This is a genomic window from Streptomyces sp. NPDC012508 (assembly GCF_042902595.1).
Taxonomy (GTDB): domain Bacteria; phylum Actinomycetota; class Actinomycetes; order Streptomycetales; family Streptomycetaceae; genus Streptomyces.
Map to the genome: position 1 here is coordinate 515156 of NZ_JBIBEO010000006.1, position 23081 is coordinate 538236.

Consider the following 23081-nt stretch of genomic DNA (forward strand, 5'->3'; position numbering starts at 1 on the left):
AGCCCCGGGGTGCGGGGGGCCGCGGGGCCCGGGGGGGGGGGGGGGTGGGCGGGGGGGGGGGGGGCGCGGGCCCCGGCCCCCCGCGGCAGGGGGATGGTCACACCGCCCACCAGACGGTGGTGTCGGCGGGCAGCTCCACGACGCCTTCCCCGTGGGAGACCGGCTCGTTGGAGAGGAGGAACCGGCCGGGCAGCGGGACGGATATGGCCCGACCGGTGGTGTTGGCGGTGCAGACGAAGCCGTCGCGGCGGAAGGAGAGCACACCCTCAGGTGCCTCCAGCCACTCGACGTCCTCGCCCGCACCGAGTTCGGGGCGCTCGCGGCGCACGGCGAGCGCGCTGCGGTACAGCTCCAGGGTGGAGCCGGGGTCGCCGGCCTGCGCCTCGACGCTGAGCCCGCCCCAGGTGGCCGGCTGCGGCAGCCAGCTGCCACCGCTGCCGAAGCCGTACGACGAGCCCTCGACGGTCCACGGGATGGGCACCCGGCAGCCGTCGCGGAAGCCGTCCTGGCCGGTGGCCCGGAAGAACGACGGGTCCTGGCGGACCTCGTCGGGCAGGTCGGTGACGTCCGGCAGGCCGAGCTCCTCGCCCTGGTAGACGTACGCCGATCCGGGCAGCGCCAGCATCAGCAGCGTCGCGGCCCGGGCCCGGCGCAGACCGAGCTCGCGGTCGCCCTGCTCGCGCAGCTGGGTGCCGAGGCCGGGCGGGTTGGCGAAGCGGGTGGCGTGCCGGGTGACGTCGTGGTTCGAGAGCACCCAGGTGGTGGGCGCGCCGACCGGGCGCATCGCGGCGAGCGAGGCGTCGATCACCCGGCGCAGCTCGACGGCGTCCCAATGGGTGCCCAGGTACTGGAAGTTGAACGCCTGGTGCATCTCGTCGGGGCGCACGTAGTTCGCGGTGCGCTCGACGGTCGGGGTCCACGCCTCGGCGACGAGGACGCGCTCGCCGTCGTACTCGGAGAGGACCTGGCGCCAGGAGCGGTAGATCTCGTGGACGCCGTCCTGGTCGAAGAAGGGCATGACGTCGTTGCCGAGCAGCTTGAGCTGGTCGTGCGCGCCGATGTCGGGGAGCCCCTCGGCCTTCACCAGGCCGTGGGCGACATCGACCCGGAAGCCGTCGACCCCCATGTCGAGCCAGAAGCGGAGGATGGAGCGGAACTCGTCGCGTACGGCCGGGTGCTCCCAGTTGAAGTCCGGCTGCTCGGGCGCGAAGAGGTGCAGGTACCACTCGCCCGCGGTGCCGTCCGCCTCCTCGACCCGCGTCCACGCGGGGCCGCCGAAGATGGACTCCCAGTCGTTGGGCGGCAGCTCGCCGTTCTCCCCCTTCCCCGGGCGGAAGTGGTAGCGCTCGCGCAGCGGGGAGCCGGGGCCCTCGCGCAGCGCGCGCTGGAACCACTCGTGCTGGTCGGAGGAGTGGTTGGGTACCAGGTCGACGATGATCCGCAGGTCCAGCTCGTGCGCCTCGCGGATGAGCGCGTCGGCGTCGAGGAGGCTGCCGAACATCGGGTCGATGGCCCGGTAGTCGGCGACGTCGTAGCCGGCGTCGGCCTGCGGGGAGGCGTAGAAGGGGCTGAGCCAGACGGCGTCGACGCCCAGCTCCTTCAGGTACGGAAGCCGGCCGCGGATGCCCTCCAGGTCGCCCATGCCGTCGCCGTTTCCGTCGGCGAAGCTGCGGGGGTAGACCTGGTAGATCACCGCGTCTCTCCACCAACCCGTGTGCGTGCCGGTGGTCGGGGCGGCGTCGGGGGCAGCGAGGTGCTGGGTCATGTCTTCCTTGAGAGGTAAGGAGGTACGTACGTGTGGGGTGTTCGGGGTCAGCCCTTGACGGCGCCGGCGGACATGCCGGTCACCAGGTGCCGCTGGGCGAAGAGGAACACCAGCGCCGCGGGGATGGCGATGAGCACGGAGGCCGCGGACATCGGACCCCACTGGGCGCCGTACTGGTTGACGAACTTCTGCAGGCCGCCGGCGAGGGTGAGGTTCTCGTCCCCGACCATGAACGCGGAGGCGTAGGCGACCTCGCCCCAGGCGGTGATGAAGGAGTAGAACGCCGTCACCGCGATGCCGGGCTTGGCCAGCGGCAGGATCAGCCGCCAGAAGGTGCCGAACGGGTTGAGGCCGTCGACCTGGCCCGACTCGTCGATCTCACGCGGGATGGTGTCGAAGAAGCCCTTCATCATCCAGGCGCAGAAGGGGACGGCGATGGTCAGGTACGTGATGACCAGACCGGCCGACTTATTCAGCAGCCCCAGCGACGACATGATGTTGTAGATCGGCACGATCAGGACGGCGACCGGGAACATCTGGGTGATCAGCAGCGTCCACATCAGTCCCCGCTTGCCGGGGAAGCGGAAGCGGCTGACGGCGTAGCCGGTGGTGGAGGCGATGAAGACACCGAGGACCGTGGTGAGGCCCGCGATGAGCAGCGAGTTGCCGAACCAGGTGAGGAACTCGGTGTTCTCCAGCAGGTCGGTGTAGTTCGCGAGCGTCGTCTCCTTGAAGAAGTCCGTGGTGATCGCGTACTTCGCCGGCTTGAGCGAGGTCAGCAGGACCCACAGCACGGGGAAGACGGCGATCACGGAGGCGACGATCAGGGTCGCGTGCAGCCCGACCGAGGCGAGCGGCGAACGACGGCCGCGGGTGGGCGTGTTGGTGGCGGTGGTCACCAGACTTCTCCCTGCTTGCGGAGGACACGCCGGTAGATCGCGGCGAAGACCATCAGGAGGACCAGGATCAGGACGCCCCAGGTGGACGACTGGGCGAAGTCACGCGGGCTGATCTCGAAGGAGAACTTGTACGCCTGAGTGACCAGGATCTGCGTGGCCTCACCGGGTCCGCCCCGGGTGAGCAGGAAGATCACCGGGAACATGTTGAAGGTCCAGATGGTGCTGAGCAGGATCACGGTGGTGGACACCGAGCGCAGCCCGGGCAGCGTGATGTTCCGGAAGCGCTGCCAGGCGTTCGCGCCGTCCATCTCGGCGGCCTCGTACAGCTCACCGGGGATGGACTGGAGCCCGCCGAGGAGGGCGACCATCATGAACGGGATGCCGAGCCAGACGTTGACGGCGATGACCGAGAACTTGGCCCAGGTGGGGTCGTTGAGCCACGGCACGGCGTCGATCCCGGCGCCGCCGAGGACCTGGTTGAGCAGGCCGTTGTCCTGGTTGTAGAGGAAGCGCCAGGCGAAGACGGAGACGAAGCCGGGTACGGCCCAGGGCAGGATCAGCAGCATCCGGTAGACGGAGCGGCCGGCGATCCTGCGGTTGAGGATGTTGGCGAGGGCCAGGCCGAGGACGAAGGTGACCGTGACGCAGGCGACCGTCCACACCAGCGTCCAGCCGAGCGTGCCGAGGAACTGGCTCCCGGTCAGCGCGTCGACGTAGTTGTCCAGGCCGACGAACTCGTACGTCGCCGGGATCTGGTTGACACCGATGCTCCGCTCGACGTTCCGCTCGTTCGCGTTGGTGAGCGAGAGGTAGATGCCCCGGATCAGCGGATAGCCGATGATCACGCCGATCACGACCACCACCGGAGCGACCATCGCCCAGGCGTACCAGTGGGTGGAGAGGGAACGGCGAACCTTCCCCTCGGGGGTGCCAGTACCACGGTGCCGGCCGCGGGCGACATCGCCCGCGGCCTTCACCGCCGACTGGCTGCTGGTGTCCACAGCCATCAGCCGGCCTGCCTTCCTGTTACTTCCAGTCCTTCAGGAGCTTGCGGTAGGAGTCACCCGTCGCCTTGGCTCCCTTGTCGGGGGTGGTCTGCCCGGTCAGGACCTTGGTGTACTCGGTGACGAGCGGGGCGAAGAGGCTGCCGGTCTCGGGGATCCAGGGGCGCTCGACGGCCTTGTCGACGACCGGCTTGAAGAAGCCGATCATCTCGTTGCTCGCGACGTCCGGCTTGACGTAGACGGACTCACGGGTGGGGAGCAGGCTGAGCTCCTTGGCGATCTGCGTCTGGGTCTCGACCGAGGTCATGTACTCGGTGAAGGCGTACGAGGCGTCCAGGTTCTTGGAGCCCGCGTAGACCGCGAGGTTGTGGCCGCCCTGCGGGGCGCCCTGACCGGCCGAGCCGGCCGGGACCGGGGCGATGCCCAGGTTGGCCTTGTCGGCGAACTCCTTGCCGGCATAGGTGTCGGCGACGGCCCACGGGCCGTTGATCATCATGGCGACCTTGCCTTCCTTGAAGGCGGTCTGCATGTTGTTCCAGCCGTCGGTGGCGTCGGTCTTGGCGGCGCCCGAGTCGACGAGGTCCTTGACGGTGGTCAGGGCCTTCACACCGGCGGCGTTGTCGACGGTGACGGTCTTCGACTCGGCGTTGACCAGGTCGCCGCCCTCGCCGTACAGGAAGGAGAGGAACCAGTAGGCGTCGTCGCCGCGCAGGTAGAGGCCGGTCTTGCCGGTCTTGTCCTTGATCGCCGCGGAGACGGTCTTCAGCTCGGCGATGGTCTTGGGGACCTCGACGCCGGCCTCCTTGAAGATCTTCTTGTTGTAGAAGATGCCCATGGAGTCGATGACCTGCGGCACGGCGTAGGTCTTGCCGTTGTACTGGGTGGAGGCGGCGGCCTGCTTCAGGAAGTCCTTCTCGTCCTTGAGCGCGGCGGTGCCGTCGAGCGGGGCCAGGTAGCCGAGGTCCGCGAACTCGGGGGTCCAGGCGACCTCGGAGCGGATGACGTCGGGGGCGCCGGAGCCGGACTGGGCGGCGTTCTTGAACTTGTTCTGCGCCTCACCGAACGGCACGTTCACGTACTTGACGGTGACCTTCGGGTGCTTCTTGGTGAAGTCCTCGGCGATCTTCTTGAAGACCTTGTCCTCGGAGCCGACCGTGGAGGTGTCCCACCAGGTCACGGTCCCGGAGAGCTCGCCGGAGCTCTTCGAGCCGCCGCCGTTCGAACCGTCATCGCTTCCGCACGCCGCCAGGGTCACGCCCAGGGCCGCGACCAGCGCGGTGGCCGCTATGCCACGCCGCATGTGAACTCCTTCAACTGATCCCGGGGTGACGAGGGGCTGGAACCTGCCTCATGCGACCGCTCCCTCGCGGCGCTCCGGGTTGCCAGGAACGTAACAGGGATGAAAACGAGCCGAAAGAGCTTGCGAGAACTTTCTGCAAGGACCGGCGATCGTTACATCGGCGTGTCCTGAAGGTTGCCGACGAGTCGCTTGACAGGGGACCTCAGGCCCCTCTCAGGCCCTCTTGCGGCCGCATCCGGGCCCTGCAAGTCTTTGCATCATCTCTTGCAGGACCGTTTCACGCCCGCCCCGACCTCGTTGTCAGTACGACGCCCAGCCCCTGGAACACGCGAGAGGGACACCGCACATGGCCCACGAGCTCACCTCACCGTCGCTGCCGGACTCCGCAAGCTCTTGCGCAAGCGCCGCCCGCACCGGCTGGTGGCGGGACGCCGTCATCTACCAGGTGTACGTCCGCTCCTTCGCGGACAGCGACGGCGACGGGATCGGGGACCTGCGGGGCGTACGGGAGCGGCTGCCGCACATCGCCCGGCTGGGCGCGGACGCGGTCTGGCTGACGCCCTTCTACGCCTCCCCGCAGGCGGACGGCGGCTACGACGTCGCGGACTACCGCGCCGTCGACCCCGTCTTCGGGGACCTCGCGGACGCCGACGACCTGGTGCGCGCGGCGCACGAGCTCGGCCTGAAGGTCATCGTGGACATCGTTCCGAACCACACCTCGGACCGGCACCCCTGGTTCGAGCAGGCGCGCGCCGGGGTGGGCCGGGACCGGTACGTGTTCCGGCCGGGGCGGGGGCCGGGCGGCGCCGAGCCCCCCAACGACTGGGAGTCGGTCTTCGGCGGCCCGGCGTGGACGCGGGTCGCGGACGGAGCCTGGTACCTCCACCTCTTCGCGCCCGAGCAGCCCGACCTGAACTGGAAGAACGAGGAGGTACGGGCCGAGTTCGACTCCGTGCTCCGCTTCTGGCTGGATCTGGGCGTGGACGGCTTCCGGATCGATGTCGCCCACGGCATGGTCAAGGCGGAGGGCCTGCCCGACATCGGGCAGGGGCAGCAGGCGAAGCTCATCGGTATCCAGCGGCTGCCGTTCTTCGACCAGGACGGCGTGCACGAGATCCACCGCGGCTGGCGCCGGCTCCTGGAGTCGTACGGCCCCGAGCGCATCGGGGTCGCGGAGGCGTGGGCGCCGACACCGGAGCGGCTGGCGCTGTACGTACGCCCCGACGAGCTGCACCAGGCCTTCAACTTCCAGTTCCTGAACTGCGCATGGGACGCGGCGGCGCTGCGTTCGGTCGTCGACGAGTCGCTGCGCGCCACGGCCTCGGTGGGCGCCCCGACGACCTGGGTGCTCTCCAACCACGACGTCGTACGGCACACCACCCGGTACGGAAGCCTGGAGCGCGCCCGGGCGGCGGCGCTGCTGATGCTGGCGCTGCCGGGCTCGGCCTACGTCTACCAGGGCGAGGAGCTGGGCCTGCCGGAGGTCGTGGACCTCCCGGACGAGGTCCGCCAGGACCCCGCGTTCCTGCGCGGCGACGGCCAGGACGGGCTGCGTGACGGGAGCCGGGTCCCGCTGCCGTGGACGCAGGACGGCCCGTCGTACGGCTTCGGGCCGGCCGGTTCCTGGCTTCCGCAGCCCCGGGAGTGGGGAGCGCTGAGCGTCGCCGCGCAGACGGCCGACCCCGCCTCCACCCTGGAGCTCTACCGCGAGGCGCTGAGGATCCGCCGCGAGCACCCGGCCCTCGGCGCGGGCGACGCCGTGGAGTGGCTGGACGCCCCGGAGGGCGTGCTCGCCTTCCGCCGCCGGGCCGAGGGCGGCGACGTCGTGGTCACTCTGAACACGACGGCACGGCGGGTCGACCTTCCGCTCACCGGGTCGCCGCTCCTGAGCAGCACGACGCGCGACCTGGCGCCGGAAGGCCCCCACGGCGACGGGGGAATCGGGGGCACCGCTCCCGTACTCCCCTCCCCCGCAGGGGAGTTCGGCCGCGGCGCCGCGCTCGCGCACAACGTCCGGGTTCCCGCCGACTCCTGCGTTTGGTGGGCAATCTGACGTGCGACCGGTACAGTCCAATCCCATGACCGCGCGGCTTGCCGACATCGCAGCCCAGGCGGGGGTCAGTGAAGCCACAGTCAGCCGCGTGCTCAACGGCAAGCCCGGTGTGGCCGCGGCCACCCGTGAATCCGTGCTTGCCGCACTCGACGTCCTCGGATACGAGCGTCCGGTACGGCTGCGCCAGCGCAGCGCCGGACTCGTCGGGCTGATAACCCCCGAACTGGACAACCCGATCTTTCCCGCGCTCGCGCAGGTCATCGGGCAGGCCCTGACCCGGCAGGGCTACACCCCCGTGCTCGCCACGCAGACCCCCGGCGGATCCACCGAGGACGAGCTCACCGACATGCTCGTCGAGCGGGGCGTCTCCGGGATCATCTTCGTCTCCGGGCTGCACGCCGACACGACCGCCGACATGACGCGCTACGACCAGCTGCGCGGCAAGGGCGTCCCGTACGTCCTCATCAACGGCTTCTCCCCCAAGGTGCAGGCCCCCTTCGTCTCGCCCGACGACCGGGCCGCGATGCAGCTGGCCGTGACCCACCTCGCCGCGCTCGGGCACACCCGGATCGGGCTGGCGGTGGGTCCCAAGCGGTTCGTGCCCGTGCTGCGCAAGATCGAGGGGTTCCAGCGCGGGATGCGGGAACGGCTCGGCCTCTCCCCGGAGCAGTCCGAGGAGCTGATCCAGCACTCTCTGTACACGCTGGAGGGCGGGCAGGCGGCGGCGGGCGCCCTGATCTCCGCCGGCTGCACGGCCGTCGTCTGCGCGAGCGACATGATGGCGCTCGGCGCCATCCGGGCGGCCCGGCAGCAGGGCCTCCGCGTTCCTCAGGACGTCTCCGTGGTCGGCTTCGACGACTCCCCGCTCATAGCGTTCACCGATCCGCCGCTGACCACGATCCGCCAGCCCGTGCTGGCGATGGGGCAGGCGGCGGTCCGGGCGCTCCTCGAGGAGGTCGGGGGCACCCCGGCACCGCACAGCGAGTTCGTCTTCATGCCTGAGCTGGTCGTTCGCGGTTCAACCGCTTCTGCCCCCAGTCAGGGGAACCCCTGACTCTCCCTCCCCGGTCCCTCCGTCTCAAGACGGAGCATGTGCGTCGCGAACCCGACGGAGGGATGATCGGACGGAAGGAATGGATCTGGCAGACTCTCCTCCCATGGGTGAAGCGACCGTGAAGAGTTTGGAAGGCAGCACGGCGGCCAGCCCGTCACCCATTCCGGACGGTGGCGGTGTGCGGGCCAGGCTGCGCATGCCCCGGCGACCCCGGATCTGGTTCGAGATCCTGCTCATCGGCGTCAGCTACTGGACGTATTCGCTCATCCGCAACGCGGTACCGGAGCAGAAGACCCAGGCGCTGAAGAACGCCGACTGGATCTGGGACGTCGAGAGGTCCCTCGGGCTCGCCTTCGAGCAGACCGTCAACCACGCCGTGAACTCGGTGACGTGGCTGATCGTGTCGATGAACTACTACTACGCCACCCTGCACTTCATCGTGACGATCGGTGTGCTGGTGTGGCTGTACCGATGGCAGCCGGGCCGGTACGCGGCGTCCCGCACGGTCCTCTTCGCCACCACCGGTGTGGCCCTGGTCGGTTACTACCTGTATCCGCTCGCGCCGCCCCGGTTGATGAACGGCCAGTCCTTCGTCGACACGGTCCTGGTCCACCACACCTGGGGCTCGATGGCCTCGGGCAACCTCAAGCAGATGTCGAACCAGTACGCGGCGATGCCGTCGATGCACATCGGCTGGTCGCTCTGGTGCGGTCTCATCATCTTCGCCCTGGCCTCGGCGCCCTGGGCGCGCATCCTCGGTCTGCTCTACCCGATGGCGACCCTGGTCGTGATCGTGGCGACCGCCAACCACTTCTGGCTGGACGCGGTGGGCGGCATGATCTGCCTCGCCTTCGGCTTTGCCGTCTCGTACTACATGTACGGCGCGCTGCCGCAGCATCTGCCCAAGCTGGTGGAACCGGCCGTGCCGGTGGCCCGGGGCGGCTCGTCCTCGCGGTCCGCGGCGGACGGATCCACGGCGGACCGCGAGGACGAGCGGGAGTCCGGGCGCGAGAAGGAACGGCTGACCCGCTAGCCGGGAGGCGCGGAGTCCGTCAGCCCCGGTGGGTGACGCGGCCGCCCGCCAGTGTGAGCCGGATCGGTGCCTGTTCCGTCTCGTCGGCGGGCGCCTCGACCGGGTCGACGGTGAAGGCCGTCAGATCAGCCCGGAGTCCTGGCGCGATCCGGCCACCGAGGTGCTCCTCCCCCGCCGCGACCGCCGCGTGGGTGGTCAGGCCCTCCAGGGCCATCAGACCTGTCAGTCCGTGCCGTGCGGAGGCCGCTCCGCGCGGGGCCTGGGCGGTGGCGAGGACCTGGCGGGCGTCGTGGTGGGCGATGGGCCAGTCCGAGCCGAGCGCGAGATGCGCGCCCGCCTCCCGCAGGTCCCGGCAGCGCCAGGCGCGGGCCGCCCGTACGTCTCCGAGCCGCTTGGACCACTCGTCGGTGTGGTCGGCGCGGGTGTACGCGGTGTGCGGGGGCTGCATCGAGGCGACGACGCCGAGGGCCGCGAACCGGCCGAGCTGGTCGTCGGGGACGGTCTCGATGTGCTCGATCCGGTGCCGTGGCCCGCCGGCGCCCAGCGATTCCACGGTGTCGAGGACGTGCCGGACGGCCGCGTCGCCGATGGCGTGCGTGGCGGTGCCGACCCCTGCCTCGTGGAGACGGCGTACGGCGGCCGAGTAGGCGGCCGGGTCGGGCCAGAAGGCGTCCGTGCCCTGGCCGTGGCAGTCGGCGTGCTCCAGCCAGGCGGTGCCGCCCTCGACGGTGCCGTCCATGAAGAACTTCACCCCGCCGACCCGCCACAGCCGCCCGGACCGCGTCTGGAGCCGCACCAGCTCGTCCAGCTCCTCCGCGGTCGCGCCGGGCATGCACCAGGGCGCGAGCCGGAGCCGTAGCGGAAGGTCGCCGTCGGCCTCCAGGGCGGTGAGCAGCCCGGGTACGTCGTGGCCGCCGAGGTCCATGACGTGCGCGCCGGTCAGTCCGGTGGCGGCCATGGAGGTCAGCAGCGCGACGAGCCGGTCGCGCCGCTCCGCGTAGGGCTGGGTGGGCAGGACGGGGGTCATGAGGTCCATCGCGGCGTGCTCGATCAGATGGCCGGTGGGCCGTCCCCCGGTGTCGCACACGATCTCGGAGCGCTGGGCGAAGGCGCGGGAGCCGTCGATGCCGGCCGCCTTCAGGGCGGCCTCGCTCGCGAGGGCGGAGTGTCCGTCGTAGAGGCGCAGGAAGGCGGGAGCGCCGCCGAGGACGTCCTCGACGAGTTCGCGGTGGATCGGCCGGCCGCCGAAGACGTTGTGGTCGAGGGCGAAGCCGATGATCCAGCCGTCGCGGCGCTCGGCCGTGGCGAGGACCGACCGCAGTTCGTCGAGGTCGCGTACGGCGGAGAGGTTGGTGCCCGTGAACATCTCCAGGCCCCAGACGGGGTGGCTGTGGGCGTCGGTGAGGCCGGGGGTGAGGGTGGCGCCGCCGAGGTCGATCGTCTCCGTGCCGGGTCCGCGCCAGGCGCGGGCGTCGGTGGCGTCGCCGACGGCCGTGATCAGTCCGTCGCGGACGGCGACGGCAGTGGCGTGGGGACGGGCGGGGTCGAGGGTGCGGACGCGGGCGTCGACGAGGACGAGGTCGGGTGCGGGCACGACGGCTCTTCTCCAAACATGGGTGCGGCGGGTTCGGCGGCGAACGTGGCGTAGGTCTCGGGGCGCGTACGGCGGAGGCGGTACGCGAGGAGGAGCCCGAGCACGAAGACGGCGGGGACGAGGGAGACCAGGACGGTGTTGACGGTGGTGGACGCGCCGGTGAAGAGGCCGACGTTCGTGACGACGAGGCCGATCGCCCCGGCGAGGAGGACGAAGGCGGCGATGGGGGCGACCACCGTGCGCAGCTTCCCCTCCGTGTGGCTGATGCGGCGGAAGAACAGCGGCACGGCGAGCGCCGCGAGCAGCTGGAGGACCATCAGTCCGATCATGCCCGGGGTGTTCACCCAGAGCAGCAGTTGCTGGTACGGGTCGGCTCCCGCGGCCGCGAAGGCGAGGACGACGACGGCACCGAGGGCGGTCTGCAGGATGCCGGAGACGTACGGGGAGCCGTGGCGGGGGTGGACGCGGCCGAAGGCGGCGGGCAGCACACCCTCCTCGGCGAGCGCCAGGCCGTACCGGTTGATGGCGTTATGGAAGGCGAGGAGCGAGGCGAGGACGCTGGTGACGATCAGGATGTGCATCAGGTCCGCGGCCCAGGCGCCGACATAGGTGGTGATGGCGGCGAAGAAGAGCCCGCCGGGGTCGTCGCTCGCGGCCTGGACGACCTTGTCCTGGCCGAAGGCCTGGATGACGGTCCAGACGACGAAGGCGTAGAAGAGGCCCAGGAATCCGACGGCGAAGTAGGTGGCGCGGGGGATGGTCCGGTTCGGGTCACGGGCCTCGCGGCGGTAGATGACGGTCGACTCGAATCCGGTGAAGGCGGCGAAGGCGAAGGCCAGGACTGCCGCGGAGCCCGGGACGAGCACGTTGCCGGGGGTGAAGGAGGCCAGGGAGAGGCCGTCGGCGCCGCCGTCGATCAGTACCCCGCCGGCGAGCAGGACGAGGATGCCGGTCTCGGCGAGGAGGAGGACACCGAGGACCTTGGCTCCGAAGTCGATGGAGCGGAAGCCGCCGTACCAGATGAGCAGCAGTCCGGCGAGGGAGACGGGGAGCCAGGGGATGTCGACGCCCCACAGGGCGTGGCCGGTGTCGGCGGTGGCGGTGCCGAGCAGACCGTAGACGCCGATCTCCATGCCGTTGTAGCCGAGCATGGCGAGCAGGGCGGCGGCGATGCCGACGGGCTTGCCCAGGCCGCGGGTGATGTACGCGTAGAAGGCGCCGCCGCTGCGGACATGGCGGCTCATGGCGGTGAACCCGACGGCGAAGACCGCGAGGGTGATGCCGGCCAGGAGATAGCCGGCGGGGGCGCCGATGCCGCCGAGGACGACGGCGATGGGCGCGACGCCGGCCATGACGGTGAGCGGGGCGGCGGCGGAGACGACGAAGAACGAGATGTCGGCGGTGGAGAGCGTGCCGGTTCTCAGCCCCTCGGGAGCGGTGGTGGTCTGTGAGGACATGAAAGGGGAAGCCCTTCCGCGACAGGAAACCTAAAGGCTTTCGGTTCGCGCAATGTAACCTCGCGTTCAACGATTCGGGAAGACCTGACCAGGGGGAAGCCATTCATGGGACGGCCGCGCAAGCCCCTCCTCGACCGCGAGCGCATCACCACGGTGGCGCTCGAACTCGTCGACGAGCGGGGCGAGTTCAGCGTCCCGCAGATCGCCAGGCGGCTAGGGGTGCAGACCGCCTCCGTGTACCACCACGTGGACGGCCGCGACGGGATCGTGGAGCTGCTGCGCGAACGGGTCAGCGAGGGGATCGACGGCTCCAGGCTGGAGCTGGAGCCGTGGGACGCGGCGCTCGCGGCCTGGGCGCGGTCCTACCGCGCGGCCTTCGCCGCCCACCCCCGGGCCATCCCGATGCTGATGACCTCGCCGGTCCGGGCCCCGAAGGTGCTCGCGCAGTACGAGGCGGCGGTGACCCTGCTGCTCGCCGTCGGCTTCGACAACGCCGACGTCATGACGGTGATCGTCGCGCTGGAGAACCTGGTCCTGGGCTCGGCGCTCGACCTCGCGGCCCCGGACACCATGTGGGAGCTCCCCGACGAGGTCACGACCCCGCGCCTGGCCGAGGCCCTGGTGGCACTGGGACCGGCCCGCGCGGACGCCGCCTTCGACCTGGCCCTGGAGGCCTTCCTGGTCCACTGCCGGGCGCTCCTGGAGAACGCCGACGGGTGAGGGTGAAGGCGGCCGGCGGGCGCGGGGCCGGGAAGTACCGCGCCCCTACGCCCCGTAGAACAGATCCTCGACGACCGCCCGCGCCCGCCGCGTGATGCGCCGGTAGTCGTCCACCATCTCCCCGACACGGCCGGGGCCATAGCCCAAGTACCGTCCGACCGCCGCCAGTTCGCGCCCGTCCGAGGGGAAGGTGTCCCCCGGCCGCCCCCGTACCAGCATCACCGCGTTGCGGACCCGGGTCGCGAGGACCCAGGCCTCGTCCAGCGTCTCGGCCTCCTCGGTGGCAACGAGGCCCGCCGAGTGGGCGGCGGCCAGCGCCTCGCGGGTACGGGTCGTCCGCAGGCCCGGCTCGGCCCAGCCGTGCTGCATCTGGAACAGCTGCACCGTCCACTCGACATCGCTCAGACCGCCCCGGCCGAGCTTGGTGTGGAGCGTCGGATCGGCCCCGCGCGGCAGCCGCTCGGTCTCCATCCGGGCCTTCAGACGCCGTATCTCGCGGACCGCGTCCTCGCCGAGACCCTCGGCCGGGTAGCGCAGCGGGTCGATCAGTTCGATGAACCGCGCGCCCAGCTCCCGGTCGCCCGCCATCGTCTCGGCGCGCAGCAGGGCCTGGGCCTCCCAGGCGAGCGACCAGCGGTGGTAGTAGGCCGCATACGACTTGAGCGTACGGACCATCGGGCCCCGCTTGCCCTCCGGACGCAGATCCGCGTCGATCAGCAACGGCGGGTCGGCGGTGGGGACCTGGAGCAGCCGGCGGATCTCCGTGACGATCTGGTTCGCGGCCTTGGCCGCCTCCTGCTCGTCGACGCCCTCGCGCGGCTCGTGCACGAACAGGACGTCGGCGTCGGAGCCGTAACCGAGTTCGTGGCCGCCGAAGCGGCCCATGCCGATGACCGCGAACCGGGTCGGCAGCGTGTCGCCCCAGCCCTCCCGTACGGCGGCCCGCACCGCCCCCGAAATCGTCGCCGCGTTGAGGTCGGTGAGCGCCAGGCCCACCCGGTCGACCAGCGCGCCCGGGTCGAGCTCGCGGGGGCTGTCCTCCGTACCGTACGAGCCGATGAGGTCGGCCGCGGCCGTACGGAACAGCTCACGGCGCCGTACGCCACGGGCCGCCGCGACCGCCTGCTCGGCACCGTCGGCGCGGCCGACCGCCGCGAGGATCTCCTGCTCCAGATGGTCGCGCCCGCGTGGCTTCAGGCCCTCCGGGTCGCCGAGGATCGCCACCGCCTCCGGCGCGCGCAGCAGCAGGTCGGGGGCCAGCCGGCCGGCGGAGAGGACCCGGGCGAGGTTCTCGGCCGCCGCACCCTCGTCGCGCAGCAGGCGCAGATACCAGGGCGTCTTGCCGAGGGCGTCGGAGACCTTGCGGAAGCCGAGCAGCCCGGCGTCCGGGTCGGCGGAGTCCGCGAACCAGCCGAGCAGCACCGGCAGCAGCGTCCGCTGGATCGCGGCCTTGCGGGTGACGCCGGAGGCGAGCGCCTCCAGATGACGGAGCGCGGCGGCGGGGTCGGCGTACCCGAGCGCCTCGAGCCGCTGCCCCGCGGCCTTCGAGCTGAGCCGGCTCTCGCCGGGGGTGAGCTGGGCGACGGCGTCGAGCAGCGGACGGTAGAAGAGCTTCTCGTGCAGCCGCCGGACCACCGAGGCATGCCGCTTCCACTCCTTGTTCAGCTCCGCGACCGGGTCGGTGCGCAGACCGAGCGAGCGGCCGAGACGGCGCAGATCGGTCTCGCCCTCGGGCACGAGGTGGGTGCGGCGCAGCCGGTAGAGCTGGATGCGGTGCTCCATCGCGCGCAGGAAGCGGTACGCCTCGTCCAGCTGGGCGGCATCGGCGCGGCCGACGTAGCCGCCGGCGGCGAGCGCCTTCAGGGCGTCGAGCGTCTTGCCGCTGTGCAGCGTCGCGTCGCCCCGCCCGTGCACCAACTGCAGCAGCTGGACGGCGAATTCGACGTCCCGCAGACCGCCGGGGCCCAGCTTCAGCTCGCGGTCGACCTGGGCGGCGGGGATGTTGTCGACGACCCTGCGGCGCATCTTCTGCACGTCGGGGACGAAGTTCTCGCGCTCGGCGGCCTGCCAGACCAGCGGGGACACGGCGTCGATGTACTCGCCGCCCAGCTCAGGATCGCCCGCCACCGCCCGCGCCTTGAGCAGCGCCTGGAACTCCCAGGTCTTGGCCCAGCGCTGGTAGTAGGCGAGGTGGGAGGAGAGGGTGCGCACCAGCGGGCCGTTGCGGCCTTCGGGGCGGAGATTGGCGTCGACGGGCCAGATGGTGCCCTCGACGGTCGTCTCGGAGCAGATCCGCATCAGGTGGGAGGCGAGCCGGGTCGCCGCCTGCATCGCCTTCCCCTCGTCGGCGCCGTCCACGGGCTCGGCCACGAAGATCACGTCCACGTCGGAGACGTAGTTCAGCTCGTGGCCGCCGCACTTGCCCATGGCGATGACGGCGAGCCGGCAGTGGGCGGCGTCGGCGGGGGCGGCGGCCCGGGCGATGGCGAGGGCGGCGCGCAGCGTCGCGGTGGCGAGGTCGGCCAGCTCGGCGGCGGTCTGGGCGACCTCGGCGGTGCCGCAGACGTCACGGGCGGCGATGGCCAGCAGGCAGCGGCGGTAGGCGACCCGGAGGGAGACCGGGTCGGTGGCCTCGGCGAGGCCCTGCTCGAACTCGGCGACCCCGGGGTTCAGGTCGACGGCCTCGTAGGTGACGAGCGCCTGCCAGTCCCGGGGGTGCCTGGCCAGATGGTCGGCGAGCGCCTCGGAGGCGCCGAGCACACCGAGGAGCCTGTCCCGGAAGGGCTTGGCGGAGAGCAGCGTGGAGGTGAGCGTCTGGCGCTCCTCGTCGGGCTGTGCCTCGACGAGCCGGACGAGCCCCCGCAGCGCCAGGTCGGGGTCGGCGGTCGCGCCGAGCGCGTCGAGGAGAACGGAGTCGTCGCGCAGGGCGGCCAGCTCGGGGAGGTCGAGCAGGCGCTCGGCGCCGGACGGATCGGTGAACCCGTGCCGCAGCAGACGGCTGAAGGTACTGCTCCTGCGCCCCGGCACCGTCATTCCGCCGCTCCCTCCGCCCGTTCAGGTTCCGCATTCGAGCGTATCCGGAGGGAGAGGCCGGGTCGCCCCGGGGCACGCGGCCGCCACACCGCGCACGGAGCCTTCGTTTCGTCACAGATCACACGTGACGCCCCGCACATTCCTCACCATTCGCCTCCGATGAACCGTATTGCTTATAGGTCCGTCTTCCCGGCGTACGCCACCGACCGCACCTTTGAAAGTACGTAACTCTCGATGCCCGTCCGCCGCCGCCTCCGTCCTGTCTCCGCCCTGACGACGACCGCACTCGTCGCAGGCTCCTTCGCGGGACTCCTCCAGCTCTCCTCCGGCTCCGTCTTCGGAGCCCCGGCGACGAACGGGAGCCGTGCGGCGGAACGCACGCCCTCGCACGAGGCCAAGGGGACGGACGGGAAGACCGTGCGGCGGGCGGCGAACGAGGGCGCGGAGCCGGTTCGTACCCCGGACGTCTCCGTGGCTCAGATCGTGGCCCACCCGGACGACGACCTGTACTTCATGAACCCGGACACGGCCCAGTCCATACGCTCCGGCCGGCCCCTGACCACGGTGTATCTGACGTCCGGTGAGGCGGACGGCGTGAACGCCCCGCGCGGCGCCGCCGAGCGGCCCCTGCCGGACAAGGCCGGCTTCGCCGCCGCCCGCCAGAACGGCATACGTGCCGCGTACGCCGAGATGGCCACCGGCAGCCGCACCAGCCCCTGGGACCGTGTCTCCATACCCACCGTCGGCGGCGGGGCCGCCGAGCTGGACACCCTGCGCGCCGCGCCGCAGATCAGCCTGGTCTGGCTCCAGCTGCGCGAGGCGGGCGCCATCAGCGCCGACCGCCCGCACAGCCTGAACGGACTGTGGAACGGACGGGTCCCGGTCCTCGCGTCCCAGCGGGCCACGGGCACGCCGGTCGCCACCGACTTCACGTACAGCAAGCACCAGGTGATCGAGACGCTCACCGGCCTGCTGAAGCGCATACGCCCCACGTTCGTCCGCATGCAGGACCCGACGCCGGGCCTGCACGCGGAGACCGGCACCTTCACCGACCACCAGGACCACCTGTACGGCGCCCGGTTCGCCCAGGCCGCGCTGGAGCGGTACGCCGCGGCGTCGGGGTCCCGCCCGCACTTCGGCGTGCAGAACTACCTCGGCTACCCCACCGGCTCGCTGCCCCACACCCTCGACCCCGAGTCGGCGGACGCCAAGCTGCGCACCCTGCGGACGTACGCCTGGAGCGACGGGATCAACGACTGCGCCGACCCGGCAGGCTGCGGCGACCTGAAGGTCTCCGCCCGGCCCTCCGGGCCGGGCTGGACCCAGACCGTCCGGTACGCCCGGGGTACCTCCACCTCCTGGGTGCAGCGCGACACGGACGGCGCTCTGCACGCCTTCTCGGTCCTCGACGGGCGCCTCGCGGTGTGGACGAAGCCCGCGGACACGGCCGCCGGGTGGCGGGGGCCGGTCCTGCTCCCGGGCGAGGGCCTGGACAGCGGGGTGACGTCCGTACGGCTCCCGGACGGCCGGATCGCCGTCTTCGGCACGCGGACGACGATCGGCGGTTCGGCGCGGTCGTACGGCCGTGAGGTCGTGACGACCGAGCAGACCGCACGGGGCGGCGCGTTCGGGCCGTGGCGTTCGCTCGGCACGCCGGAGGAGAGCGACGCCCGGGGCACCTCCGACATCAGCGCCCCGACGGTGGCGGTGGACGGGACCGGCCGGGCCACGGTGGTGGTGCGCGACAGCGCTCACCGGCTGACCGCCCGCGACCGGCGGCCCGACGGTGACTGGAGTCCGTGGCGGCAGCTGAGCGGTCCGGCCGCCGAGGCCGTGTACGGCGACCCGGTGGCCACGACGGACGCGGCGGGCCGCGCCCATGTCTTCGCCGGCACGGCCGCGACCGTCCTCACCTGGTCGCAGCAGCACCCGGGCGCCCCGCTCGACGGACCGCGGCCGACCGGTCTGCCGGCGACGACGCTGGCCCTCAACGCGAGCCCCTCGCCCGAGGGGGAGGGCGTACGGCTCTGGTTCCGCAAGCCCGCCTCGGGCGACCTCCGCACGGCCGACCTCCCCGGCACGGGCGGCGGCTCCGCCTCGCAGGTCACCGAGCTGGCGGGCGGCGTCGCGGGCTTCGGCCCGGTGGGCGGCGGGCCCGGCATGCTGGCGGTCCGCTCCCGTACGGGCGTCCTGGCGACGGCCCCGGAGGCGCTGGGGCGCGCGGGCCGGGGCGGCGTGACGGGCACCGGCACCGCCGGCGGCGGGCGCACGAGTGCGACGGCGCCGCTGTGGACGCTGCAGAACTTCCTCTTCTCGGGCGCGCCGGCCGGGGTCGTGGACGGCGTGGCCGCGGTGGGTCTGGACGGACAGCTGCACTGGACGCCCGCGGTGCGATGAGTTCGGGGCGGGTCCAGGGTCATACGTACATGGACCCGACGCTCTGGAGGGAACCGCGATGACCCCGGAACCGACCCTGGACGCCCGTTTCAGTGACCCGGAGGCCCGCCCCGCCGCATGGTCGGAGGCGGCCGAGCGGCTGGCCCGGGCCGAGGTCTTCTGGCTGACCACGGTCCGCCCGGAGGGCCGCCCGCATGTCACCCCGCTGATCGCGGTCTGGTCGGCGGACGCGCTGCACTTCTGCACCGGCCCCGACGAGCGCAAGGCGCGCAATCTGGCGGAGAACCGGGAGGTCGTCCTCACCACCGGTACGCCGTCGCTCGGCGAGGGCTTCGACCTGGTGGTGGAGGGCCGGGCGGACCGGGTGACCGACGAGGCGCGGCTGCGGGCACTGGCCGACGCGTACGTCGAGAAGTACGGCTCCGATTGGCGATTCGACGTGCGCGACGGGGCGTTCGTGGGCGACGGTGGAACCGCCCTGGTGTTCGCCGTCGCGCCGCGCACGGTCTTCGGCTTCGCCAAGGGCGAGCCGTTCGGCCAGACCCGCTGGCGCTTCTGAGGAGGCCTTCCATGAACTGGACGCTCGAAGTCGTCCTCGTCCCCGTGACCGACCTCGACCGGGCGAAGGAGTTCTACGGCGACAAGTGCGGCTTCACGATCGACCTGGACACCGAGGTCGCCCCAGGGGTCCGAATGATCCAGGCGACGCCGCCCGGTTCCCGCTGCTCGATCATGATGGAGAGCGCGGGCATGCCGCAGCTGCCCGGCACGAAGCCGATGGCGCCGGGCACCTTGCAGGGCCTACAGCTCTGCGTCACGGACATCGATGCGGCGCGCAAGGAGCTGGTCGGCCGGGGCGTGGACGTCACCCCGGTCCGCCACGTGAGCGGGACGAGCTGGGAGGACGGCAAGGGCGAGACCTGGAACTCCTTCGTTGCCTTCACGGACCCGGACGGCAACGGCTGGGTGGTCCAGGAGGCGCCGTCGGAACTCTCGGAACGCTGAGCGGAGGGGACGCGGGCCACGCCGAATCGGCGCCGCGGGTGGGCGCGCCGGGTTCGACGGACGCCATCGGGATGACGCGGGGACGCCGGTCGGGGCATGCGCCGCACGCCTCCGGCTCCCCGGCGGGAATGGGCATTACCGTGCAGGCAATCCGTCCGGATATCGGACGGAGTCCCACCACTCCGGCGTTCCCCTGGAGGACACCATGCCCAGTCCAACCCAGCCGTTCGGCACCGTCGTCAGCACCATCGGCGTCAACCTGCGGAAGTATCCGAGCACGGACTCCTCCGTCATCGGCAACCTGAGCCATGGCGCCGAGATCGGCCTGCGCAGCAAAGTGAACGCCCAGAACATCGACGGCAACACCATCTGGTACCTGCTGCGCGACAAGGCCGCGTGGGTCGCCGCCCGGCACGTCGACAACACCGGACAGGTACCGCTGGCCAAGGACGTCGAACCGGCCACCCCAGAGGGCTGACGACGGACGGCCCCTTCAGGGCCGGAGACGGCCCAGGGCGAGTGAGACGACTCGGGGCCGGCGGCTGAACGCCGCCGGCCCCGATCGTCGTTCCGGGGTGACGCCCCCTCCGACCTGCGCCTACAGCACCGGCAGGTTCTTGCGGAGCTCGAACGCGGTGACCTCGCTGCGGTACTCCTCCCACTCCTGCTTCTTGTTGCGCAGGAAGTGTCGCCCCGCCAGTACTACCAGCAGCCATCCCGATCGCTGCACCTGAGAACGCTTCCCCACCGGTGGTCAGTGGTGGGCACCGGCACCCTACGGCGGCCCCCGACGGCCCACAGACGGCCCAGTGCCAAACGTCTCCCGGACCCGGGCAGTTAGCTTGCTCTAGGAACCGACGGGCGCGCACATGGCTGGTCAAGCGCGCCTTTGCTGCCGTTCACCGCGGGCGGAAGCCTCGTCGCTTGCAAGGACTTGGCTGCACCGACTGCTTCACCACCGGAATTGATGGTTCGTCTGATCAGGTGGGGGGTCTCGTCCTAGGCTGGGCTCCTTGTCCGTTGATGCGTGGGGGTGTTGTCGTGTTGGTTGAGGGTTTGATCGCGGTGGCAGCGGCTGGTGGTGGGGCGATCGTGCAGGCGGCTGCGACGGACGCGTGGGCCGGGATGCGCAGCGGTGTGGCGCGGATCCTGGGTCGCGGCGACACGGGTCGAGAGCAGGTGGAGTTGGAGCGACTGGACCAGACACGGGCCGAGCTGGAGTCGGCCGGGGACAGCGCCGGGGCGGAGCGGGTGCAGACCGTCCTGGTGACGCGCTGGCAGACCCGGCTGGAGATGCTTCTCGAGCAGCTTCCGGACCTGGAGCGGCAGCAGGTGGCCGCTGAGTTGCAGGCTCTGGTCGAGCAGGCGGGGTCCCAGGCTCCGGCCCAGAGCACGCACAACGACTTCAGCAACGCGACATTCACCGACAGTCAAGTTCTCGCCAGCGGCACACAGAACAACACGATCAATCGATAGCGGAGCGAGCGGCGGGTATGGGGGCGAAGAGGAAGTCCGGCAAGCGCAAGAGCGGCGGGTCGAAGGACACTCGTCCACGGCAGGGCTGGCGCGGCGGGGGCGGTAGTAGCTTCGCGGGAGCGTCGTTCGAGCGCAGTCAGGTGCTCGGTAGTGGGACGCAGACCACGAAGATCGATGTGCAGGCTTATGCGGCGGTGCCGACCGCGTTGAATGCCCTGCCTGGGCTGCCGCAGGAGTTCACAGGTCGCGAGGACGAGATCGCGAAGATTCTCGCCCTGCTGGACCCTGGGAGCGGTGCGGGTGCGGCGGTCGGATCGGCTGCGGGACTGCCGGGCGTGGGCAAGACGACCCTCGTTCACGCGGTGGGCCATGCCGCGCTCGACCGGGGCTGGTTCACGGGTGTACAGCTGGTGAACCTGCGCGGCTACGACCCGACCCCTGTCCCACCGGAGGATGCCCTCGAGGCGCTGCTGCGGTCCCTGGGCATCGCGGCCGACCACATCCCGCCCACGCTGGGCGAACGGGAGGGGCTCTACCGCTCTCAGCTCGACGCCCTGGCAAGAGATGGAGAGCGTTTCCTGATCCTTGCGGACAACGCCTCCACCTCGGAGCAGATCCGGCCGCTGCTGCCGGCCCGGCACCACGCGGTGCTGGTGACCTCCCGCCACACCCTGCCCGGCCTCGGCGCGCGGCTGTTCAACCTCCATCCCCTGCAGCCGGACGCCGCCGTGGACCTCTTGCGCCAGCGCCTGGCGGTAGCCGACCCCGACGACCGGCGCGTCGAGGACGAGCCCACGGCCGCGGAAGAACTCGCCGCGCTTTGCGGCTACCTGCCCCTGGCACTGCAGATCGCCGCCGCCCTCCTCGCCGACGACCCCGACCAGCCGCTGTCCGAGCGGGTGCGTATGCTCACCGACGCCGGCAGCCGCCTCGGCGGCCTCGACGACGGCGAGCGCAACTTGCGTGCCGTCTTCGACGAATGCCTCACCCGCCTCAGCCACCAGCAGGCCGATCTCTACCGCCTCCTCGGCCTCCACCCCGGTCCCGACATCGCCACCCCCGCCGTCGCAGCCCTCACCGACCAGCCCGCAAACAAGATCACCCCACTGCTGCGACAACTCGTCCAGGCACGCCTCCTCACGCAGAACAGCCAGGCACGCGACCGCTGGTCCATGCACGACCTCCTACGCGTCCACGCCCAGGAACAGGCCCGGACCGCCATGGACGGTGGCCGTATCCCCCGCCGGCGCTTCGAACAGGCCCGCACCCGGCTCACCGATCACTACATCCGCCACGCAGAAGCAGCCGACACTCACTTGCGCCCCCTTGGGGAGGCCGTATCGACGTTGTTCAAGAGCCGGGAGCATGCACTGGCGTGGTTCGACGCCGAGCGCGAGAACCTCCTCGCGACCATCCACCCTCATGTGAGCGGCCACACCGAGACGGCTCGTCTCGGGTTTTCCCTTGGCCGCTATCTGGACTGGCGACGGCGACTTCATGATCTGGTCGCCGTCCGCGCCCACGCCCTCGATGCATGCCAGGCGCTGGGTGACACGCTTAATGAGGCTGGCGCCTGGAACAACCTCGGCAACGCACTCGGAGAACTCCGGCGATACGACGAAGCACACACCGCCCACCAAACCGCCCTCCAGCTCCACCAGCAGACAGGCAACATCCGCGGCCAAGCAGCCGCCTGGAGCAACCTCGGCACCACCCTCGGAGAGCTCTGGCGCCACGACGAAGCACACACCGCCCACCAAACCGCCCTCCAGCTCCACCAGCAGACAGGCGACACCCGCGGCCAAGCCGGCGTCTGGAACAACCTCGGCAGCACACTCGGAGAGCTCCGGCGCAGCGACGAAGCACACACCGCCCACCAAACCGCCCTCCAGCTCCACCAGCAGACAGGCGACACCCGCGGCCAAGCGATCGCCTGGAACAACCTCGGCGCCACACTCAGGTCACTTCGGCGCCATGACGAAGCACACACCGCCCACCAAACCGCCCTCCAGCTGTACCAGCAGACAGGCGACACCCGCGGCCAAGCCGACGTCTGGAACAACCTCGGCAACGCACTCGGAGAGCTCCGGCGCCACGACGAAGCACACGCGGCGCACCAAACCGCCCTCCAGCTCCACCAGCAGACAGGCGACACCCGCGGCCAAGCCGACGTCTGGAACAACCTCGGCACCACCCTCGGAGAGCTCCGGCGCCACGACGAAGCACACGCGGCGCACCAAACCGCCCTCCAGCTCCACCAGCAGACAGGCGACACCCGCGGCCAAGCCGAC

At 71.2% G+C, this 23081-nt stretch carries 17 protein-coding genes and 1 pseudogene; 10 read left to right on the forward strand and 8 right to left on the reverse strand.

The features are described from left to right. Window positions 1–97: 97 nt before the first annotated feature. The 4 genes from ACFY8U_RS23010 to ACFY8U_RS23025 are packed head-to-tail and all read right to left on the reverse strand — an operon-like array spanning window position 98 to window position 4968. Window positions 98–1765 carry a glycoside hydrolase family 13 protein gene (locus ACFY8U_RS23010; RefSeq protein WP_361593395.1) on the reverse strand — a complete coding sequence of 556 codons (1668 nt, stop codon included), beginning with the start codon at window positions 1763–1765 and terminating at the stop codon, window positions 98–100. A gap of 47 nt (window positions 1766–1812) precedes the next feature. Beyond that, window positions 1813–2667 (reverse strand): sugar ABC transporter permease, encoded by an 855-nt coding sequence (locus tag ACFY8U_RS23015; RefSeq protein ID WP_389573286.1) that lies wholly within the window; start codon window positions 2665–2667, stop codon window positions 1813–1815. After that, window positions 2661–3671: a carbohydrate ABC transporter permease gene (locus tag ACFY8U_RS23020; protein ID WP_389572986.1), complete on the reverse strand. Its 1011-nt coding sequence runs from the start codon at window positions 3669–3671 to the stop codon at window positions 2661–2663. Before ACFY8U_RS23020 ends, ACFY8U_RS23015 begins: the two co-directional genes overlap by 7 nt. A gap of 19 nt (window positions 3672–3690) precedes the next feature. Next, on the reverse strand, window positions 3691–4968 hold the full coding sequence (locus ACFY8U_RS23025) for an extracellular solute-binding protein (protein ID WP_361593399.1): 1278 nt from the start codon (window positions 4966–4968) through the stop codon (window positions 3691–3693). Between the two features lie 346 nt (window positions 4969–5314). Here ACFY8U_RS23025 and ACFY8U_RS23030 point away from each other — a divergent pair, with 346 nt between their 5' ends. The 3 genes from ACFY8U_RS23030 to ACFY8U_RS23040 all read left to right on the forward strand — a co-directional run bounded on the left by ACFY8U_RS23030 (window position 5315) and on the right by ACFY8U_RS23040 (window position 9108). Continuing rightward, complete coding sequence (locus ACFY8U_RS23030) at window positions 5315–7021, forward strand: glycoside hydrolase family 13 protein (RefSeq protein WP_389572988.1); 1707 nt, start codon at window positions 5315–5317, stop codon at window positions 7019–7021. Between the two features lie 25 nt (window positions 7022–7046). Continuing rightward, entirely contained in the window at window positions 7047–8075 is a 1029-nt protein-coding gene (locus tag ACFY8U_RS23035) for a LacI family DNA-binding transcriptional regulator (protein ID WP_361593403.1), read from the forward strand. 103 nt (window positions 8076–8178) lie between these two features. Beyond that, on the forward strand, window positions 8179–9108 hold the full coding sequence (locus tag ACFY8U_RS23040) for a phosphatase PAP2 family protein (RefSeq protein ID WP_389572991.1): 930 nt from the start codon (window positions 8179–8181) through the stop codon (window positions 9106–9108). 19 nt (window positions 9109–9127) lie between these two features. Here the strand turns inward: ACFY8U_RS23040 and ACFY8U_RS23045 are convergent, their stop codons facing one another. Together ACFY8U_RS23045 and ACFY8U_RS23050 are read right to left on the reverse strand one after the other, a co-directional pair. Then, entirely contained in the window at window positions 9128–10702 is a 1575-nt protein-coding gene (locus ACFY8U_RS23045) for an amidohydrolase (RefSeq protein WP_389572993.1), read from the reverse strand. After that, a complete protein-coding gene (locus tag ACFY8U_RS23050; RefSeq protein ID WP_389572996.1) occupies window positions 10606–12159 on the reverse strand; it encodes an APC family permease in 1554 nt (517 codons plus the stop codon). Before ACFY8U_RS23050 ends, ACFY8U_RS23045 begins: the two co-directional genes overlap by 97 nt. A 105-nt stretch (window positions 12160–12264) precedes the next feature. On the opposite strand from ACFY8U_RS23050, the gene ACFY8U_RS23055 reads away from it, so the two are divergent. Further along, the gene (locus tag ACFY8U_RS23055; RefSeq protein WP_389572998.1) at window positions 12265–12879 is read left to right on the forward strand and encodes a TetR/AcrR family transcriptional regulator; all 615 of its coding nucleotides are present in this window, start codon (window positions 12265–12267) and stop codon (window positions 12877–12879) included. Between the two features lie 45 nt (window positions 12880–12924). On the opposite strand, the gene ACFY8U_RS23060 is transcribed toward ACFY8U_RS23055, so the two are convergent. Further along, window positions 12925–15912 (reverse strand): bifunctional [glutamine synthetase] adenylyltransferase/[glutamine synthetase]-adenylyl-L-tyrosine phosphorylase, encoded by a 2988-nt coding sequence (locus tag ACFY8U_RS23060; RefSeq protein WP_389572999.1) that lies wholly within the window; start codon window positions 15910–15912, stop codon window positions 12925–12927. Between the two features lie 234 nt (window positions 15913–16146). Between ACFY8U_RS23060 and ACFY8U_RS23065 the strand changes: the two genes are divergently transcribed. The 4 genes from ACFY8U_RS23065 (at window position 16147) to ACFY8U_RS23080 (ending at window position 19792) form a co-directional block, all read left to right on the forward strand. Beyond that, complete coding sequence (locus tag ACFY8U_RS23065) at window positions 16147–18309, forward strand: PIG-L family deacetylase (protein ID WP_389573002.1); 2163 nt, start codon at window positions 16147–16149, stop codon at window positions 18307–18309. A gap of 58 nt (window positions 18310–18367) precedes the next feature. Further along, window positions 18368–18868, forward strand: coding sequence for a pyridoxamine 5'-phosphate oxidase family protein (locus ACFY8U_RS23070; protein WP_389573004.1), 501 nt, complete (start codon window positions 18368–18370; stop codon window positions 18866–18868). An 11-nt stretch (window positions 18869–18879) separates the two neighbouring features. Beyond that, window positions 18880–19314 carry a VOC family protein gene (locus tag ACFY8U_RS23075; protein ID WP_389573007.1) on the forward strand — a complete coding sequence of 145 codons (435 nt, stop codon included), beginning with the start codon at window positions 18880–18882 and terminating at the stop codon, window positions 19312–19314. Window positions 19315–19519: 205 nt separating this feature from the next. After that, a complete protein-coding gene (locus ACFY8U_RS23080) occupies window positions 19520–19792 on the forward strand; it encodes an SH3 domain-containing protein (RefSeq protein WP_389573009.1) in 273 nt (90 codons plus the stop codon). A gap of 120 nt (window positions 19793–19912) precedes the next feature. Here the strand turns inward: ACFY8U_RS23080 and ACFY8U_RS23085 are convergent. Beyond that, window positions 19913–19999, reverse strand: a pseudogene (locus tag ACFY8U_RS23085) (glutamine synthetase); the annotation flags it as partial. Between the two features lie 356 nt (window positions 20000–20355). Between ACFY8U_RS23085 and ACFY8U_RS23090 the strand changes: the two are divergent. Both ACFY8U_RS23090 and ACFY8U_RS23095 read left to right on the forward strand, forming a co-directional pair. Further along, window positions 20356–20790 carry a hypothetical protein gene (locus ACFY8U_RS23090; protein ID WP_389573012.1) on the forward strand — a complete coding sequence of 145 codons (435 nt, stop codon included), beginning with the start codon at window positions 20356–20358 and terminating at the stop codon, window positions 20788–20790. A 17-nt stretch (window positions 20791–20807) separates the two neighbouring features. After that, a partial coding sequence (locus ACFY8U_RS23095) for a tetratricopeptide repeat protein (RefSeq protein WP_389573014.1) occupies window positions 20808–23081 on the forward strand: 2274 nt, incomplete at its 3' end.